Origin of the sequence: Pseudomonas canadensis (assembly GCF_000503215.1) — a bacterium.
GTDB classification, from domain to species: domain Bacteria; phylum Pseudomonadota; class Gammaproteobacteria; order Pseudomonadales; family Pseudomonadaceae; genus Aquipseudomonas; species Aquipseudomonas canadensis.
The window spans coordinates 47,370-64,161 of the sequence record NZ_AYTD01000016.1 but is presented as its reverse complement, the minus strand read 5'-3'; the positions used below and the strand labels follow the sequence as shown (position 1 = coordinate 64,161).

The following is a 16,792-nucleotide window of genomic DNA, read 5'->3' as shown; positions in this document are numbered from 1 at the left end:
CTGCTTTCCGAGCAGTAAATACCGCACTTTTGGCCGGGTCCCTGGCTAAAAAGTAGTAACGACCAGGATCGTTGAATTGACGTGAGTTGGGTCCGGGCCTGTATTGGGGCTCAACGAGTTTGGCAAGGCTCAGGAGGGTCTGGCTGAACGTCCTTAAGAGTGCAAAGACTTATGGCAAAGCGTGACTATTACGAAGTATTGGGTGTGGAGCGCGGTTCCAGCGAGGCGGACCTGAAGAAGGCCTACCGTCGCTTGGCGATGAAGCACCACCCGGACCGTAATCCGGATAGCAAAGAATCCGAAGAAATGTTCAAAGAGGCCAATGAGGCCTACGAATGTCTGTCTGATCCCAACAAGCGTGCGGCGTACGACCAGTACGGCCATGCCGGCGTCGACCCGAGCATGGGTGGCGGCGGTGCCGGGTTTGGCGGTCAGAACTTCTCCGATATTTTCGGTGACGTGTTCAGCGACTTCTTCGGCGGTGGCCGCGGTGGTCAGCGTGGCGGCGCCCAGCGTGGCAGCGACTTGCGCTACACCTTGGAATTGAATCTGGAAGAGGCCGTGCGCGGCACCAGCGTCAATATCCGTGTGCCGACGCTGGTCAACTGCAAGCCGTGCGATGGCTCGGGCGCCAAGAAGGGCTCGTCGCCCATCACCTGCCCGACGTGCGGTGGTATTGGTCAGGTCCGCATGCAGCAGGGCTTCTTCTCGGTGCAGCAGACCTGCCCGCGCTGCCATGGCCAGGGCAAGATCATTTCCGATCCGTGCGACTCCTGCCACGGCGAAGGTCGTGTCGAAGAGTACAAGACGCTGTCGGTAAAAGTGCCGGCTGGCGTGGATACCGGTGACCGTATTCGCCTGTCGGGCGAAGGCGAGGCGGGTACCCAGGGTGGGCCTACGGGCGACCTGTACGTGGTGATCAACGTGCGCGAGCACTCGATCTTCCAGCGCGACGGCAAGCACCTGTTCTGTGAAGTGCCAATCAGCTTTGTTGATGCGGCGCTGGGTGGCGAGTTGGAGATTCCGACCCTTGATGGTCGCGTCAAGCTCAAGATCCCTGAAGGCACGCAGACCGGCAAACAGTTCCGCATCCGTGGCAAAGGCGTTGCGCCGGTGCGCGGTGGTGGCGCTGGTGACCTGATGTGTCGTGTGGCGGTGGAAACACCGGTCAACCTGAACCGTCGCCAGCGTGAATTGCTTGAAGAGTTCCGTAGCTCGATGGAAGGTGATGACTCCCACTCGCCGAAGACTGCGGGCTTTTTCGATGGCGTGAAGCGCTTCTTCGGCGACCTGTAAGGAATTGAGTATGCGACGTATAGCCGTAATGGGCGCTGCCGGGCGCATGGGCAAGACACTGGTCGAGGCGGTGCAGCAGCGCTCGCCGGCCTCTGGGCTGACTGCAGCGATTGTTCGTCCTGGCAGCACATTGATTGGTGCGGATGCTGGTGAGCTAGCCTCGTTGGGGCGCATTGGTGTGTCGTTGTCCGGCAATCTGGAGCAGGTGGCGGACGAATTCGATGTGCTGATCGATTTCACCCTGCCCGACGTGATGCTGAAAAACCTGGCGTTCTGCCGCAAGGCGGGCAAGGCCATGGTGATCGGCACCACCGGTTTGACGGCTGAGCAGAAGCAGTTGTTGGTGGAGGCGGGCAAGGATATCCCTGTCGTGTTCGCCGCCAATTTCAGTGTCGGTGTGAATCTGTCGCTCAAGCTGCTGGATCTGGCGGCGCGCGTGCTGGGTGATGAGGCGGATATCGAGATCATCGAAACCCATCACCGTCACAAGATCGACGCGCCGTCGGGCACTGCGCTGCGCATGGGTGAGGCGATTGCCGATGCGTTGGGTCGTGACCTGTCGAAAGTCGCGGTATACGGCCGTGAAGGTCATACCGGTGCGCGGGCGCGGGACACCATTGGTTTCGCAACCGTGCGTGGTGGTGATGTTGTGGGTGATCACACTGTGTTGTTCGCCACTGAAGGTGAGCGCCTGGAAATCACGCACAAAGCCTCCAGTCGCATGACTTTCGCCAAGGGCGCGGTACGTGCGGCGCTCTGGTTGGAAGGCCGCGAGCCGGGCCTGTATGACATGCGCGATGTGCTGGATCTGCACTAATGAGTAGCTAAAGCAGGGCCTCATGCTTATGCTGAGGCCCCGTTTTTACCCGCTAAGCGACGTCCTGTCGCATTCCCCTGCCTTTTAGGCTCATTAGCGGTGGACCAAAAAAGCCTTTTTCTGTAAGCTACAGCTTTAGTGTGTTCACTAAAAGCGCGCAGAATAATTCAGTGAATAAGCGGAGTGACGTGTCCATACGTCACTCCGCTTTTTTACACCTGCGATCGCCCTTTCAGGCTTTATTTACGGGAGGTCTTCTTGACTAAGCCAGCCATACTCGCCCTTGCTGATGGCAGCATTTTTCGCGGCGAAGCCATTGGAGCCGACGGTCAGACCGTTGGAGAGGTAGTGTTTAACACTGCCATGACCGGCTATCAGGAAATCCTTACCGATCCTTCCTACGCCCAACAGATCGTTACCCTGACTTATCCGCACATCGGCAACACCGGTACTACACCGGAAGACGTCGAGTCTGATTGCGTCTGGTCGGCCGGTCTGGTGATTCGTGACCTGCCACTGGTTGCGAGCAACTGGCGTAACACGATGTCGCTGTCCGATTACCTGAAAGCCAACAACGTTGTGGCGATCGCCGGTATCGATACCCGCCGCCTCACGCGCATCCTGCGTGAAAAAGGCTCGCAGAACGGCTGCATCATGGTCGGTGACAATATCTCCGAAGAGGCGGCGATTGCCGCAGCGCAAGGTTTCCCAGGCCTGAAAGGCATGGACCTGGCCAAAGTCGTCAGTGCCAAAGAGAAGTACGAGTGGCGCTCCACTGTCTGGGACCTGAAGACCGACAGCCATGCAACTATCGAAGCTGCGGACCTGCCTTACCACGTAGTGGCCTACGACTACGGCGTCAAATACAACATCCTGCGCATGCTGGTCGAGCGCGGCTGCCGCGTGACCGTGGTGCCCGCGCAAACGCCTGCCAGCGAAGTGCTCGCCTTGCAGCCGGACGGCGTGTTCTTGTCCAACGGCCCAGGTGACCCTGAGCCATGCGACTATGCCATCCAGGCGATCAAGGACGTACTGGAAACCGAGATTCCGGTGTTCGGTATCTGCCTTGGCCACCAACTGCTGGCGCTGGCCTCCGGTGCCAAGACCCTGAAAATGGGCCACGGCCACCATGGTGCCAACCACCCGGTTCAAGACCTGGACACCGGTGTTGTGATGATCACCAGCCAGAACCACGGTTTTGCGGTAGATGAAGCATCCCTGCCGAGCAACGTGCGCGCCATTCACAAGTCGCTGTTCGACGGTTCCCTGCAGGGTATTGAGCGCACCGACAAGAGCGCGTTCAGCTTCCAAGGCCACCCTGAAGCGAGCCCGGGCCCGAACGACGTAGCGCCGCTGTTCGACCGTTTCATCAATGAGATGGCCAAGCGACGCTGACTGAGCGGCCTGCGGGTGGCCCCGAACGTCGGCGGCCCCCGCAGGCTCTTCAAAGATTGTTCAAGACGGCTTGCCGACTGACCTGCGGATTTGAGTGACAAACCCATGCCAAAACGTACAGACATAAAAAGCATCCTGATTCTCGGCGCTGGCCCGATCGTGATCGGCCAGGCCTGCGAATTCGACTACTCCGGCGCCCAGGCCTGTAAAGCCCTGCGCGAAGAGGGTTACCGCGTCATCCTGGTGAACTCCAACCCGGCCACCATCATGACCGACCCGGACATGGCTGACGCCACTTACATCGAGCCGATCAAGTGGCAGACTGTTGCCAAGATCATCGAGAAAGAGCGTCCGGACGCGCTGCTGCCAACCATGGGTGGTCAAACCGCTCTGAACTGCGCCCTGGATCTGGAGCGCGAAGGCGTCCTGGAGAAATTCGGCGTAGAAATGATCGGCGCCAATGCTGACACCATCGACAAGGCCGAAGACCGTTCGCGCTTTGACAAGGCGATGAAGTCCATCGGCCTGGACTGCCCGCGCTCGGGTATCGCCCACAGCATGGAAGAGGCCAACACAGTGCTCGAGAAGCTGGGCTTCCCGTGCATCATCCGTCCGTCCTTCACCATGGGCGGCACCGGTGGCGGTATCGCTTACAACCGTGAAGAGTTCGAAGAAATCTGTTCTCGTGGCCTGGACCTGTCACCGACCAAAGAGCTGCTGATTGACGAGTCCCTGATCGGCTGGAAAGAGTATGAGATGGAGGTTGTCCGCGATAAGAAGGACAACTGCATCATCGTCTGTTCCATCGAAAACTTCGATCCGATGGGCGTGCACACCGGTGACTCGATCACAGTTGCGCCGGCGCAGACCCTGACGGACAAGGAATACCAGATCATGCGTAACGCCTCGCTGGCGGTACTGCGTGAAATCGGCGTGGAAACCGGCGGCTCCAACGTCCAGTTCGGCATCTGCCCGAACACGGGGCGCATGGTAGTCATCGAGATGAACCCGCGGGTATCCCGTTCCTCGGCCCTGGCCTCTAAAGCTACCGGTTTCCCGATTGCGCGTATCGCCGCCAAGTTGGCGATCGGCTATACCCTGGACGAACTGCAGAACGAAATCACCGGCGGCGCTACTCCGGCGTCCTTTGAGCCGTCGATCGACTACGTCGTCACCAAGCTGCCACGTTTCGCGTTCGAGAAATTCCCGAAAGCCGACGCACGCCTGACCACTCAAATGAAGTCGGTCGGTGAAGTCATGGCCATCGGCCGGACCTTCCAGGAGTCCCTGCAGAAAGCCTTGCGCGGTCTGGAAGTGGGCGTTTGTGGCCTGGACGAGAAGCTCGACCTGAGCAATCCGGAAAGCATGAGCATCCTCAAGCGCGAACTGACCGTGCCGGGTGCCGAGCGCATCTGGTACGTGGCTGATGCTTTCCGCGCCGGTCTGTCGGTCGAAGACATCTTCGGCATGAACATGATCGACCCGTGGTTCCTGGTGCAGATCGAAGACCTGATCAAGGAAGAAGAGAAGGTCAAGACCCTGGGTCTGGCCAGTATCGACCGCGACTTGATGTTCAAGCTCAAGCGCAAAGGTTTCTCCGACATGCGTCTGGCCAAGTTGCTGGGTGTGACCGAAAAAGCATTGCGTCGCCACCGCCACAAGCTGGAAATCTTCCCGGTCTATAAGCGCGTTGACACCTGCGCGGCCGAGTTCGCTACCGACACCGCCTACATGTACTCAACTTACGAGGAAGAGTGCGAAGCCGCGCCGTCGGGCCGCGACAAGATCATGATCCTCGGCGGTGGCCCAAACCGTATCGGCCAGGGTATCGAGTTCGACTACTGCTGCGTACACGCTGCATTGGCCCTGCGCGAAGACGGTTACGAGACCATCATGGTCAACTGCAACCCGGAAACCGTTTCCACTGACTATGACACCTCGGATCGCCTGTACTTCGAGCCAGTGACCCTGGAAGACGTGCTGGAAATCTGCCGGGTCGAGAAGCCAAAGGGCGTGATCGTCCAGTACGGCGGCCAGACTCCACTGAAGCTGGCGCGTGCCCTGGAAGAAGCAGGCGTGCCGATTATCGGCACCAGCCCAGACGCAATTGACCGTGCAGAAGACCGTGAGCGCTTCCAGCAAATGGTTGAGCGCCTGAACCTGCGCCAGCCGCCAAACGCCACCGTGCGCAGCGAAGACGAAGCCATTCGCGCAGCCAGCAAGATCGGCTACCCGCTGGTGGTGCGTCCGTCCTACGTATTGGGCGGTCGTGCGATGGAAATCGTCTACGAAGAAGAAGAGCTCAAGCGCTACCTGCGTGATGCGGTGAAAGTGTCCAACGACAGCCCGGTGCTGCTGGACCACTTCCTCAACTGCGCCATCGAGATGGATGTGGACGCCGTTTGCGACGGCACCGACGTGGTGATCGGCGCGATCATGCAGCACATCGAACAGGCGGGCGTTCACTCCGGTGACTCTGCATGCTCGCTGCCGCCGTACTCGCTGCCGGCGCACATCCAGGACGAGATGCGCGAACAGGTCAAGAAAATGGCCTTGGAATTGGGCGTAGTTGGCCTGATGAACGTACAGTTGGCGCTGCAAGGCGAAGACATCTACGTCATTGAAGTCAACCCGCGTGCTTCGCGTACCGTGCCATTTGTTTCCAAGTGCATCGGTATCTCCCTGGCCATGATCGCGGCTCGCGTGATGGCAGGTAAGACCCTGAAAGAGATCGGCTTCACCAAGGAAATCATTCCGAACTTCTACAGCGTGAAAGAGGCGGTGTTCCCGTTCGCCAAGTTCCCTGGCGTGGACCCGATCCTGGGCCCAGAGATGAAGTCCACCGGTGAAGTGATGGGCGTGGGCGACACCTTCGGTGAAGCCTTTGCCAAGGCCCAAATGGGTGCCAGCGAAGTGCTGCCGACTGGTGGTACTGCGTTCATCAGTGTGCGTGATGATGATAAGCCACTGGTTGCAGGCGTGGCCCGTGATCTGATCAACTTGGGCTTCGAAGTCGTGGCCACCGCCGGGACCGCCAAGCTGATCGAAGCTGCCGGCTTGAAAGTGCGTCGCGTGAACAAGGTGACGGAAGGCCGTCCGCACGTGGTCGACATGATCAAGAATGACGAAGTCACCCTGATCATCAACACCACCGAAGGTCGCCAGTCGATCGCGGACTCCTACTCCATTCGTCGTAACGCCTTGCAGCACAAGATCTACTGCACCACCACCATTGCTGCTGGCGAAGCCATCTGCGAAGCGCTCAAGTTCGGTCCGGAAAAGACCGTGCGTCGCTTGCAGGATCTACACGCAGGATTGAAGGCATGACCAAATACCCAATGACCGTCCAGGGCTTCAAGGCCCTGGAAGAGGAGCACGCCCATCTGACCAAGGTCGTCCGTCCAAAGCTGAGCCAGGACATCGGTACGGCCCGCGAGCTGGGTGACTTGAAGGAAAACGCCGAATACCACGCTGCTCGCGAGCAGCAAGGTATGGTCGAGGCGCGCATCCGCGATATCGAAGGCCGCCTGCAGAACTCGGTGGTCATCGACGTGACGACCATTCCGAAGACCGGCAAGGTGATTTTCGGCACGACCGTGGAAATCGCCAACGTCGAAACGGACGAAAGTGTGGTTTACCACATCGTTGGCGAGGATGAGGCTGACTTCAAGCTCGGCAAAATCTCTGTCGGTTCTCCGCTTGCCCGCGCCTTGATTGCCAAGGAAGAGGGTGATGTGGTTGCTGTGAAAACGCCAGGCGGCGTGATCGAGTACGAGATTGTTGAAGTTAGTCACGTCTGAAAGACGGCGCCCGCTACGTGCGGGCGCCATGCTTTGGCAGCTCTCCCAGATGCTTTGGGTGGGTGGTCTGTGGTTGTTGCACATTGGCGTGTTGCCGGCGCTGGGCCTGATTGGCCTGGCACCGTTGCTGATCGATGAGATCGATGGATTACTCAGTGCGCTGCTGGTGGGTTTTGCGGCGGCGTGCGTGACGCTCCAGGCGTTGGTGCTAGTCAAGGCTGAAGGCTTGGGGAGTTTGTGGCGGGATATTCGCGGGCAACTGCTGTTGATGGCGCTGTATGCGTGTGCAATGTATTGCATTGTGCATGTCTGGCTGCCGGAAGCGTTGCGCTGGCAGCTATTCAGCTATCTTGTACTAGGGTTTTCTGGTCTGGTGCTGGTTATGCAGCCGGCGCCAGGGTGGAGTGGCAGGGCGCGCGAAGCGCGCCCGTGACCCTTGCTGTTATTTAAAAGTCATCATTTGAAGCGATGAACGTTCGACAGTTGCTTGTTGACGCTGAAGTTCTTGCGATACAGCAGCGCCATCTTGCCGATGACCTGGACCAGGTCCGCTTTGCCTGCCTTGCACAGTTCTGCAATGGCAGCCAGGCGCGCTTCGCGGTCAAGGATGTTGACCTTGATCTTGATCAGTTCATGATCGTTCAGCGCACGTTCGAATTCGGCTAACACACCTTCAGTCAAACCGTTATCTGCCACAATCAGAACTGGTTTCAGATGGTGGCCAATGGATTTGTACTGTTTCTTCTGCTCTTGAGTGAGCGGCATAATCTGACCCCTGCGTCTGATCTTGTAAAAAGCGGCGGCCAGTTTACCCGAGCGAGTCCGGGACCGCCCAGTTAATCACGACCCGTTTTATTTTTCGAGGTGGCCCGTGGCCCGTTCCAAAACCAGCCTTAAGTGGCTACAAGAACATTTCAACGATCCTTACGTCAAAAAGGCGCAGAAGGACGGCTACCGTTCGCGGGCCAGCTACAAGCTGCTGGAGATCCAGGACAAGGATAAGTTGATCCGTCCAGGCATGAGCGTTATCGATCTGGGTGCAGCCCCAGGTGGTTGGTCCCAGGTGACCAGTCGTCTGATTGGTGGGCAGGGCCGCTTGATCGCTTCCGACATTCTGGAAATGGACAGTATCCCGGATGTGACCTTTGTTCACGGTGACTTCACTCAGGATGCCGTACTCGCACAGATCCTTGAGGCTGTGGGAAATTCGCAGGTAGACCTTGTGATTTCCGACATGGCCCCCAATATGAGTGGATTACCGGCCGTTGATATGCCGCGCGCAATGTTCCTATGTGAGCTGGCGCTGGATTTGGCGGGTCGGGTTTTGCGTCCTGGTGGTGATTTTCTGGTGAAAGTCTTCCAGGGCGAGGGTTTCGACGAGTACCACAAGAACATTCGCAAGTTGTTCGAGAAGGTGCAAACGCGTAAGCCTGACTCATCCCGAGACAGGTCTCGGGAGCAGTACCTGCTGTGCCGCGGCTTCCGCGGAGTTGAAGGCGCTGCGAGTGAAGAGCGTTTTTGAGGAATTCGAGGAGGGCGATAGGTTTTTTTATATCGCTTTCGTCACGAAGCTTTACGAATATTGTGTAGTCAAAGTTTCACAAAGGGTTACAGACGGCGCCTGCCAGAGTTGTAGGTAATGTAGTAAGTTAGGCCGGTGAATATCATGCGAAGCGCGCGCCAGTAGCGGAGCTTGCTTCAGAGGGTAGTTAATTGAACGATATGGCAAAGAATCTGATCCTGTGGTTGATCATCGCGGCTGTCCTGGTGACGGTGATGAACAACTTCTCCAGCCCTAACGAGCCGCAGACCCTCAACTATTCCGACTTCATCCAGCAAGTTAAGGATGGCAAGGTCGAGCGCGTAGCGGTTGATGGCTACGTGATCACCGGCAAACGCAACGATGGCGACAGCTTCAAGACCATTCGTCCGGCAATCCAGGACAACGGTCTGATCGGCGACCTGGTGGATAATCACGTGGTGGTCGAAGGCAAGCAGCCTGAGCAGCAGAGCATCTGGACCCAATTGCTGGTAGCCAGCTTCCCGATCCTGGTGATCATCGCCGTGTTCATGTTCTTCATGCGCCAGATGCAAGGTGGTGCGGGAGGCAAGGGCGGGCCGATGAGCTTCGGCAAGAGCAAGGCACGCCTGCTCTCCGAAGATCAGGTGAAAACTACCCTGGCTGACGTTGCCGGTTGTGACGAAGCCAAGGAAGAAGTAGGCGAGCTGGTCGAGTTCCTGCGCGATCCGGGCAAGTTTCAGCGCCTGGGTGGCCGTATTCCTCGCGGTGTACTGATGGTTGGTCCTCCGGGTACCGGTAAAACCTTGCTGGCCAAGGCGATTGCCGGCGAAGCCAAGGTGCCTTTCTTCACCATTTCCGGCTCTGATTTCGTCGAAATGTTTGTCGGTGTCGGTGCCAGCCGTGTTCGCGATATGTTCGAACAGGCTAAAAAGCATGCGCCATGCATCATCTTCATCGATGAAATCGACGCAGTTGGCCGCCATCGTGGCGCGGGCATGGGTGGCGGTCATGATGAGCGTGAGCAGACCCTTAACCAACTGCTGGTTGAGATGGACGGCTTCGAAATGAACGATGGCATCATCGTCATTGCGGCAACCAACCGCCCGGATGTATTGGATCCTGCATTGCTGCGTCCAGGCCGTTTCGACCGCCAGGTGGTAGTTGGCTTGCCGGATATCCGTGGTCGCGAACAGATCCTGAAAGTACACATGCGCAAAGTGCCGATGGGAGACGACGTGGCTCCGGCCGTGATCGCCCGTGGCACTCCAGGCTTCTCCGGTGCCGACCTTGCCAACCTGGTGAACGAGGCTTCGTTGTTTGCTGCCCGTACCGGCAAGCGCATCGTTGAAATGAAAGAGTTCGAGCTGGCAAAAGACAAGATCATGATGGGTGCCGAGCGCAAATCCATGGTCATGTCCGAAAAAGAGAAACAGAACACCGCTTATCACGAAGCGGGTCACGCTATCGTTGGTCGCGTCGTGCCTGAGCATGATCCGGTCTACAAAGTGTCGATCATTCCTCGTGGTCGGGCGCTGGGTGTGACCATGTTCCTGCCGGAAGAGGATCGCTACAGCCTCTCCAAGCGCGCACTGATCAGTCAGATCTGCTCGCTCTACGGCGGTCGGATTGCTGAAGAAATGACCCTGGGCTTCGACGGTGTCACTACCGGTGCTTCCAACGACATCATGCGTGCCAGCCAGATTGCACGGAACATGGTGACCAAGTGGGGCTTGTCGGAAAAGCTCGGTCCTTTGATGTATGCCGAGGAAGAAGGTGAAGTGTTCCTGGGTCGCGGCGGTGGTGGTCAAAACGCCAGCTTCTCCGGTGAGACGGCCAAGCTGATCGACTCCGAAGTGCGCAGCATCATTGACCAGTGCTACGGCACGGCCAAGCAGATCCTCACGGACAACCGCGACAAGCTGGATGCCATGGCGGATGCGCTGATGAAGTACGAGACCATTGATGCCGATCAGATCGACGACATCATGGCAGGTCGTGCACCTCGTGAGCCTCGCGATTGGGAAGGCGGTTCGGGCACCTCTGGTACTCCGCCAGTGGTTCAGAATGAACGCCCCGAAACCCCGATCGGCGGTCCGGCAGCTGACGTCTAAGGCTTGAAATGACTTCTGTGTTGTCCTCCACCCGGTTGCCTTGCGGCAACCGGGTTCTTGATTTAGCCCATACGCATGTCATGGGCATTCTCAACGTAACCCCCGACTCCTTTTCCGATGGCGGCCGCTTCAGCCAGCTTGATGCAGCGTTGCGACATGCTGAAGCAATGGTTGCGGCGGGAGCGACCCTGATTGATGTGGGTGGTGAGTCGACTCGGCCTGGGGCCCGCATCGTTTCTCCCTTGGAAGAGTTGGAGAGGGTGGCGCCGATCGTCGAGCGTATTGCGCGTGAGCTGGATGTGATCATCTCGGTTGATACGTCGACGCCGGCCGTGATGCGCGAAACTGCCCGCCTTGGGGCGGGGCTGATCAACGATGTGCGCTCTCTCCAGCGCGACGGCGCCCTTGATGCGGCGGCGGCAACCGGTCTGCCGGTGTGTCTGATGCACATGCTGGGTGAGCCCGGCAACATGCAGGACAGTCCTCACTATGATGACCTTGTCGGCGAAGTCAGCGGTTTTCTCGCTGAGCGGGTCGCTCGGTGTGCTGTCGCGGGGATTGCTGAGGAAAAAATCATCCTCGATCCCGGCTTCGGTTTCGCCAAGACCCTGCAGCACAACCTGAGTCTGTTCAAGCATATGGAAGCCCTGCATGCCCTTGGTCGGCCCCTATTGGTCGGCGTTTCGCGCAAGAGCATGATAGGGCTGGCCTTGAATCGTCCAGTGGGTGAACGGTTGTATGGCGGCCTTGCACTGGCTGCGCTGGCGGTGACCAAGGGTGCGCGTATCTTGCGTGTGCATGATGTCGCCGAGACCGTAGATGTCGTGCGTATGATTGCCGCTGTAGAATCAGCCGAATAAGAATGATGGAGCACTTATGACTAAAAAATACTTTGGCACCGACGGTATCCGTGGTCGGGTCGGCGAATTTCCGATTACTCCTGATTTCATGCTCAAGCTGGGCTGGGCGGCGGGCATGGCGTTCCGCAGTATGGGCGCGTGCCGCATTCTGGTGGGCAAGGACACCCGTATCTCGGGGTACATGTTTGAGTCGGCACTGGAGGCGGGCCTGTCCGCCGCAGGCGCGGATGTGATGCTGTTGGGGCCCATGCCGACGCCGGCGATCGCTTATCTGACGCGTACCTTCCACGCTGAAGCCGGTATCGTGATCAGTGCCTCGCACAATCCTCATGATGACAACGGCATCAAATTCTTCTCGGGCCAGGGCACCAAGCTGCCGGATGAGATCGAGTTGATGATCGAAGAGTTGCTGGACGCGCCGATGACGGTGGTTGAATCCAGCAAGCTGGGCAAGGTGTCGCGTATCAATGACGCCTCTGGCCGCTATATCGAATTCTGTAAGAGCAGTGTGCCGAGCAGCACCAATTTTGCCGGCTTGAAGATTGTGGTCGACTGCGCACACGGCGCGACCTACAAGGTCGCACCGAGCGTGTTCAAGGAGTTGGGCGCGGACGTGACGGTATTGTCGGCCCAGCCCAACGGGCTGAACATCAACGAAAACTGTGGTTCCACCCATATGGAACAACTGCAGGCGGCCGTCCTGGCCGAGCATGCCGACTTGGGTATCGCCTTCGACGGCGATGGTGATCGCGTGCTGATGGTGGATCACACGGGCGCGATTGTTGATGGCGATGACCTGTTGTTCATCATTGCGCGTGACATGCACGAGCGTAACAAGCTGCAGGGTGGCGTCGTCGGTACTTTGATGAGCAACCTGGGGCTTGAGTTGGCCCTGGCGGACCTGGGTATTCCCTTCGTGCGCGCCAATGTCGGTGACCGCTATGTAATCGCCGAGCTGCTTGAGCGTAACTGGCAGGTGGGGGGGGAGAATTCAGGGCACGTAGTCTGCTTCCAGCACACCACCACAGGTGACGCGATCATCGCTGCGTTGCAGGTTCTGTTGTCCTTGCGTCGACGCGAAGAGAGTCTGGCCCAGGCGCGCCAGGCGCTGCGCAAATGTCCGCAAGTGCTGCTCAATGTGCGTTTTGGTGGCGGCGAAAACCCGATCGAGCACCCGGCTGTCAAAGAGGCGTGTGAGCGCGTGACCCTCGCTATGGCGGGGCGTGGTCGCGTGTTGTTGCGCAAGTCCGGCACAGAGCCTCTGGTGCGTGTCATGGTCGAAGGTGACGATGAAACACAGGTTCGCGGCCATGCCGAAGACCTGGCAAAACTGGTAACTGAAGTTTGCGCCTGAATTCGGCTTGCCAGTGATGATGTGGTTGGGTAACATCTGCGCCCACTTTGACCGACGAGGTACAGCATGCGTCGCACTATGGTAGCTGGTAACTGGAAGATGCACGGTACCCGCGCCAGTGTCGCTGAGCTGATCAATGGCCTTCGTCACTTGGCCTTGCCGAGCGGTGTTGATGTTGCGGTGTTCCCGCCTTGCTTGCATATCAACCAAGTGGTTGATGGCTTGAAAGGCAAGTCGATTCAGGTCGGCGCGCAGAACTCCGCAGTGGAGCCAATGCAAGGTGCGTTGACCGGTGAGATTTCGCCGAGTCAGTTGGTCGATGCGGGTTGTTCCTATGTGCTTGTCGGGCACTCCGAGCGCCGTCAGATGATGGGCGAGCGTGATGGGACACTCAATCGTAAGTTCGCAGCGGCACAGGCTTGTGGCTTGATTCCGGTGTTGTGCATAGGGGAGACCCTGGAGCAGCGGGAATCGGGCAAGACTCTTGAAGTTGTCTCGCGTCAGCTAGGCAGTATCATTGAGGAGTTGGGTGTTGGTGCGTTTGCAAAGGCAGTAATTGCTTACGAGCCGGTCTGGGCCATTGGTACCGGGCTGACTGCTACACCGCAACAGGCGCAGGATGTGCACGCAGCCATCCGCGCGCAGTTGGCGGCAGAGAATTCTGAGGTCGCACAAGGTGTGCGTCTTCTATACGGCGGCAGCGTGAAGGCGGCCAATGCGGTCGAACTGTTCGGCATGCCGGATATCGATGGGGGGCTCATTGGTGGAGCTTCCCTGAATGCAGATGAGTTCGGTGCGATCTGTCGCGCCGCGGGAAACTGAAAAAATGCTGGAAACAGTCGTAGTCGTTTTTCATCTGTTGGCTGCTCTGAGCGTCGTCGCTCTGGTTTTGCTGCAACAGGGTAAAGGTGCGGATGCTGGTGCGTCTTTCGGTGCAGGTGCTTCAAATACTGTGTTCGGAAGCCAAGGTTCCTCTACCTTTCTTAGTAAGTTTACTGCTATACTTGCCGCCGGTTTCTTCATAACCAGCTTGGGGTTAGGTTACTTTGCTAAAGAGAAAGCTCATGTGCTGACTCAAGTAGGTCTCCCAAACCCAGCAGTGTTGGAAGTACCAAAAGCAAAACCGGCTTCTGATGATGTCCCGGTGCTTCAAGAGCAAAAGTCGGCTACTCCAGCGACTGACGTACCTCCAGCTCAAGAGCAGAAGTAAGAAGGGTTGTAATCGCTGTATTGCCGAGGTGGTGGAATTGGTAGACACGCAACCTTGAGGTGGTTGTGCCCATAGGGTGTAGGGGTTCGAGTCCCCTTCTCGGTACCAATTATCAGGAGAGCCCGCTGTTGCGGGCTTTCTTGTAGGTGGAAGGTTACATTGACCCTGTAAGGGATCGGTCGTATACTTCCGCCCCAGCTTTGTCGCGGGGTGGAGCAGTCTGGTAGCTCGTCGGGCTCATAACCCGAAGGTCGTTGGTTCAAATCCGGCCCCCGCAACCAGTTTTAGCGGAGCCCCTTTTAAGGGGCTTTTTGTTAGCTGGACACTTTCAACGCCGCTGTTCGACGGCGTTTCAAGGATGGGCGTTTCGCCCATTTTTTTATTTTGCACAGCATGCACATACATGCACGAGGGGGTTCAGGTGTCGAGCAAGCTAGAAGAGTTGCAGGCCTTGCTGGCCCCGGTGGTCGTGGCCCTAGGCTATGAATGCTGGGGTATTGAGTTTTCGGCTCAAGGTCGCCACTCAATGTTGCGCGTTTATATCGATAAAGAGGGCGGCGTGCTGGTGGACGATTGTGCCATTGTCAGCCGTCAGATTAGCGGTGTGCTGGATGTTGAAGATCCGATCTCCGTTGAATACACCCTCGAAGTTTCCTCGCCAGGCATGGAACGCCCACTGTTCACTATTGATCAGTTTGCAAAATTTGCCGGTGAACAAGTGAAGATCAAGCTGCGTTCTCCCTTCGAAGGGCGACGCAACTTTCAGGGCCTTCTGCGCGGTGTAGAAGAACAGGATGTCGTGGTGCAGGTAGAAGACCATGAGTTCCTGTTGCCGATCGATATGATCGACAAGGCCAACATTATTCCCAGTTTTGACTGAGACGCGGATCCCGCGGATCCAATGGCTTGCGAAAGGCGAGGCGTACGATGAGCAAAGAAGTACTGCTGGTTGTTGAGTCGGTATCCAATGAAAAGGGCGTACCGGCAAACGTGATTTTTGAAGCGCTGGAGCTGGCCCTGGCCACTGCTACCAAAAAGCGTTTTGAAGACGAAGTTGATCTGCGTGTGGAAATCAATCGCCACACCGGTGCCTATGAGACTTTCCGTCGCTGGACGGTCGTCGAAGAAGCCGATCTTGATGATCCGGCCATCGAAACCTGGCCAAGCAAGGTTGCCGAAACGCATCCTGGTGCCAAGGTCGGTGATGTCGTCGAAGAAAAGATCGAGTCGATCGAATTCGGCCGTATTGCTGCACAGACCGCCAAACAGGTCATCGTGCAGAAGGTTCGCGAAGCCGAGCGCGCTCAAGTCGTTGACGCTTATCGCGAGCGCCTGGGTGAAATCATCTCCGGCACCGTGAAAAAAGTCACCCGCGACAACGTGATCGTCGACCTGGGCAACAACGCCGAAGCGTTGCTGGCCCGCGAAGACATCATCTCTCGCGAAACCTTCCGTGTCGGCGTGCGTCTGCGTGCGCTGCTCAAGGAAATCCGCACCGAGAACCGCGGCCCTCAGTTGATCCTGTCGCGTACTGCGCCGGAAATGCTGATCGAGCTGTTCCGTATCGAAGTGCCGGAAATCGCCGAAGGCCTGATCGAAGTCATGGCTGCGTCCCGCGATCCGGGTTCGCGTGCCAAGATTGCGGTCCGCTCCAAGGACAAACGCATCGATCCGCAAGGCGCTTGCATCGGTATGCGCGGTTCGCGCGTCCAGGCAGTGTCGGGCGAATTGGGTGGTGAGCGTGTGGACATCGTCCTGTGGGACGATAACCCGGCGCAGTTCGTAATCAACGCCATGTCGCCGGCTGAAGTGGCGGCAATTATCGTTGACGAGGATGCCCATGCAATGGACATCGCCGTTGGCGCAGACAATCTGGCTCAGGCCATTGGTCGTGGTGGTCAGAACGTGCGTCTGGCCAGCCAACTGACCGGCTGGACCCTGAACGTGATGACCGAATCGGACATCCAGGCTAAGCAGCAAGCTGAAACCGGTGACATCCTGCGCAACTTCATCGAAGAGCTGGAAGTCGATGAAGACCTGGCACAGGTGCTGGTAGATGAAGGCTTCACCAGCCTGGAAGAGATTGCCTACGTACCGTTGGAAGAAATGCTCAACATCGACGGCTTTGACGAAGACACCGTCAACGAGCTTCGCGCTCGGGCCAAGGATCGTTTGTTGACTAAAGCCATCGCTACTGAGGAAAAGCTGGCAGACGCCCATCCGGCCGAAGACCTGCTCTCGCTTGAGGGTATGGACAAGGATTTGGCGATGGAACTGGCGGTGCGCGGCGTAATTACCCGCGAAGACCTGGCCGAGCAGTCTATTGACGATCTGCTCGACATCGACGGCATTGACGATGATCGTGCCGGCAAGTTGATCATGGCCGCCCGAGCCCATTGGTTCGAGTAACTAGGCGCGGCCTGAGGA

At 57.8% G+C, this 16,792-nt stretch carries 15 protein-coding genes and 2 tRNA genes; 16 read left to right on the top strand and 1 reads right to left on the bottom strand.

The features are described from left to right. Window positions 1–171: 171 nt before the first annotated feature. From dnaJ to U367_RS0117425, 6 genes are all read left to right on the top strand, one after another. Window positions 172–1,296, top strand: coding sequence for a molecular chaperone DnaJ (gene dnaJ, locus U367_RS0117450; protein WP_016976814.1), 1,125 nt, complete (start codon window positions 172–174; stop codon window positions 1,294–1,296). A gap of 10 nt (window positions 1,297–1,306) precedes the next feature. Then, window positions 1,307–2,113 (top strand): 4-hydroxy-tetrahydrodipicolinate reductase, encoded by an 807-nt coding sequence (dapB, locus tag U367_RS0117445; protein ID WP_028617976.1) that lies wholly within the window; start codon window positions 1,307–1,309, stop codon window positions 2,111–2,113. Between the two features lie 258 nt (window positions 2,114–2,371). Beyond that, a complete protein-coding gene (gene carA, locus U367_RS0117440; RefSeq protein ID WP_028617975.1) occupies window positions 2,372–3,508 on the top strand; it encodes a glutamine-hydrolyzing carbamoyl-phosphate synthase small subunit in 1,137 nt (378 codons plus the stop codon). A gap of 105 nt (window positions 3,509–3,613) precedes the next feature. Then, window positions 3,614–6,835: a carbamoyl-phosphate synthase large subunit gene (gene carB / locus U367_RS0117435; RefSeq protein ID WP_028617974.1), complete on the top strand. Its 3,222-nt coding sequence runs from the start codon at window positions 3,614–3,616 to the stop codon at window positions 6,833–6,835. After that, complete coding sequence (gene greA / locus U367_RS0117430; protein ID WP_028617973.1) at window positions 6,832–7,308, top strand: transcription elongation factor GreA; 477 nt, start codon at window positions 6,832–6,834, stop codon at window positions 7,306–7,308. The genes carB and greA overlap by 4 nt, the downstream gene beginning before the upstream one ends. 28 nt (window positions 7,309–7,336) lie before the next feature. Beyond that, the gene (locus U367_RS0117425; protein ID WP_025999772.1) at window positions 7,337–7,741 is read left to right on the top strand and encodes a hypothetical protein; all 405 of its coding nucleotides are present in this window, start codon (window positions 7,337–7,339) and stop codon (window positions 7,739–7,741) included. 23 nt (window positions 7,742–7,764) lie between these two features. Here U367_RS0117425 and yhbY read toward each other — a convergent pair whose 3' ends face one another. Further along, on the bottom strand, window positions 7,765–8,073 hold the full coding sequence (gene yhbY, locus U367_RS0117420) for a ribosome assembly RNA-binding protein YhbY (RefSeq protein ID WP_028617972.1): 309 nt from the start codon (window positions 8,071–8,073) through the stop codon (window positions 7,765–7,767). A 106-nt stretch (window positions 8,074–8,179) separates the two neighbouring features. Here yhbY and rlmE point away from each other — a divergent pair, with 106 nt between their 5' ends. The 10 genes from rlmE (at window position 8,180) to nusA (ending at window position 16,774) form a co-directional block, all read left to right on the top strand. After that, a complete protein-coding gene (gene rlmE, locus U367_RS0117415) occupies window positions 8,180–8,830 on the top strand; it encodes a 23S rRNA (uridine(2552)-2'-O)-methyltransferase RlmE (RefSeq protein ID WP_016976819.1) in 651 nt (216 codons plus the stop codon). Window positions 8,831–9,030: 200 nt separating this feature from the next. Next, on the top strand, window positions 9,031–10,941 hold the full coding sequence (gene ftsH / locus U367_RS0117410) for an ATP-dependent zinc metalloprotease FtsH (RefSeq protein ID WP_016976820.1): 1,911 nt from the start codon (window positions 9,031–9,033) through the stop codon (window positions 10,939–10,941). Between the two features lie 8 nt (window positions 10,942–10,949). Beyond that, on the top strand, window positions 10,950–11,801 hold the full coding sequence (folP, locus tag U367_RS0117405) for a dihydropteroate synthase (protein ID WP_028617971.1): 852 nt from the start codon (window positions 10,950–10,952) through the stop codon (window positions 11,799–11,801). Between the two features lie 16 nt (window positions 11,802–11,817). Further along, a complete protein-coding gene (gene glmM, locus U367_RS0117400; protein WP_028617970.1) occupies window positions 11,818–13,155 on the top strand; it encodes a phosphoglucosamine mutase in 1,338 nt (445 codons plus the stop codon). Window positions 13,156–13,221: 66 nt separating this feature from the next. Beyond that, the gene (gene tpiA, locus U367_RS0117395; RefSeq protein ID WP_003194193.1) at window positions 13,222–13,977 is read left to right on the top strand and encodes a triose-phosphate isomerase; all 756 of its coding nucleotides are present in this window, start codon (window positions 13,222–13,224) and stop codon (window positions 13,975–13,977) included. 4 nt (window positions 13,978–13,981) lie between these two features. Further along, window positions 13,982–14,365 (top strand): preprotein translocase subunit SecG, encoded by a 384-nt coding sequence (gene secG / locus U367_RS0117390; protein ID WP_003194191.1) that lies wholly within the window; start codon window positions 13,982–13,984, stop codon window positions 14,363–14,365. Window positions 14,366–14,387: 22 nt separating this feature from the next. Continuing rightward, window positions 14,388–14,473 (top strand) — tRNA-Leu (locus tag U367_RS0117385). 96 nt (window positions 14,474–14,569) lie between these two features. Next, window positions 14,570–14,646, top strand: a tRNA-Met gene (locus tag U367_RS0117380). Window positions 14,647–14,786: 140 nt separating this feature from the next. After that, window positions 14,787–15,245, top strand: coding sequence for a ribosome maturation factor RimP (gene rimP / locus U367_RS0117375; RefSeq protein WP_003235029.1), 459 nt, complete (start codon window positions 14,787–14,789; stop codon window positions 15,243–15,245). A gap of 47 nt (window positions 15,246–15,292) precedes the next feature. Further along, complete coding sequence (nusA, locus tag U367_RS0117370; protein WP_025857112.1) at window positions 15,293–16,774, top strand: transcription termination factor NusA; 1,482 nt, start codon at window positions 15,293–15,295, stop codon at window positions 16,772–16,774. Window positions 16,775–16,792 lie beyond the last annotated feature (18 nt).

Excerpts from the sequence above, each read along its gene's own strand:
- dnaJ (WP_016976814.1), top strand. The coding sequence starts at position 172 with ATGGCAAAGCGTGACTATTACGAAGTATTGGGTGTGGAGCGCGGTTCC.
- dapB (WP_028617976.1), top strand. The coding sequence starts at position 1,307 with ATGCGACGTATAGCCGTAATGGGCGCTGCCGGGCGCATGGGCAAGACA.
- carB (WP_028617974.1), top strand. The coding sequence starts at position 3,614 with ATGCCAAAACGTACAGACATAAAAAGCATCCTGATTCTCGGCGCTGGC.
- greA (WP_028617973.1), top strand. The coding sequence starts at position 6,832 with ATGACCAAATACCCAATGACCGTCCAGGGCTTCAAGGCCCTGGAAGAG.
- U367_RS0117425 (WP_025999772.1), top strand. The coding sequence starts at position 7,337 with ATGCTTTGGCAGCTCTCCCAGATGCTTTGGGTGGGTGGTCTGTGGTTG.
- yhbY (WP_028617972.1), bottom strand. The coding sequence starts at position 8,073 with ATGCCGCTCACTCAAGAGCAGAAGAAACAGTACAAATCCATTGGCCAC.
- ftsH (WP_016976820.1), top strand. The coding sequence starts at position 9,031 with ATGGCAAAGAATCTGATCCTGTGGTTGATCATCGCGGCTGTCCTGGTG.
- folP (WP_028617971.1), top strand. The coding sequence starts at position 10,950 with ATGACTTCTGTGTTGTCCTCCACCCGGTTGCCTTGCGGCAACCGGGTT.
- glmM (WP_028617970.1), top strand. The coding sequence starts at position 11,818 with ATGACTAAAAAATACTTTGGCACCGACGGTATCCGTGGTCGGGTCGGC.
- tpiA (WP_003194193.1), top strand. The coding sequence starts at position 13,222 with ATGCGTCGCACTATGGTAGCTGGTAACTGGAAGATGCACGGTACCCGC.
- secG (WP_003194191.1), top strand. The coding sequence starts at position 13,982 with ATGCTGGAAACAGTCGTAGTCGTTTTTCATCTGTTGGCTGCTCTGAGC.
- nusA (WP_025857112.1), top strand. The coding sequence starts at position 15,293 with ATGAGCAAAGAAGTACTGCTGGTTGTTGAGTCGGTATCCAATGAAAAG.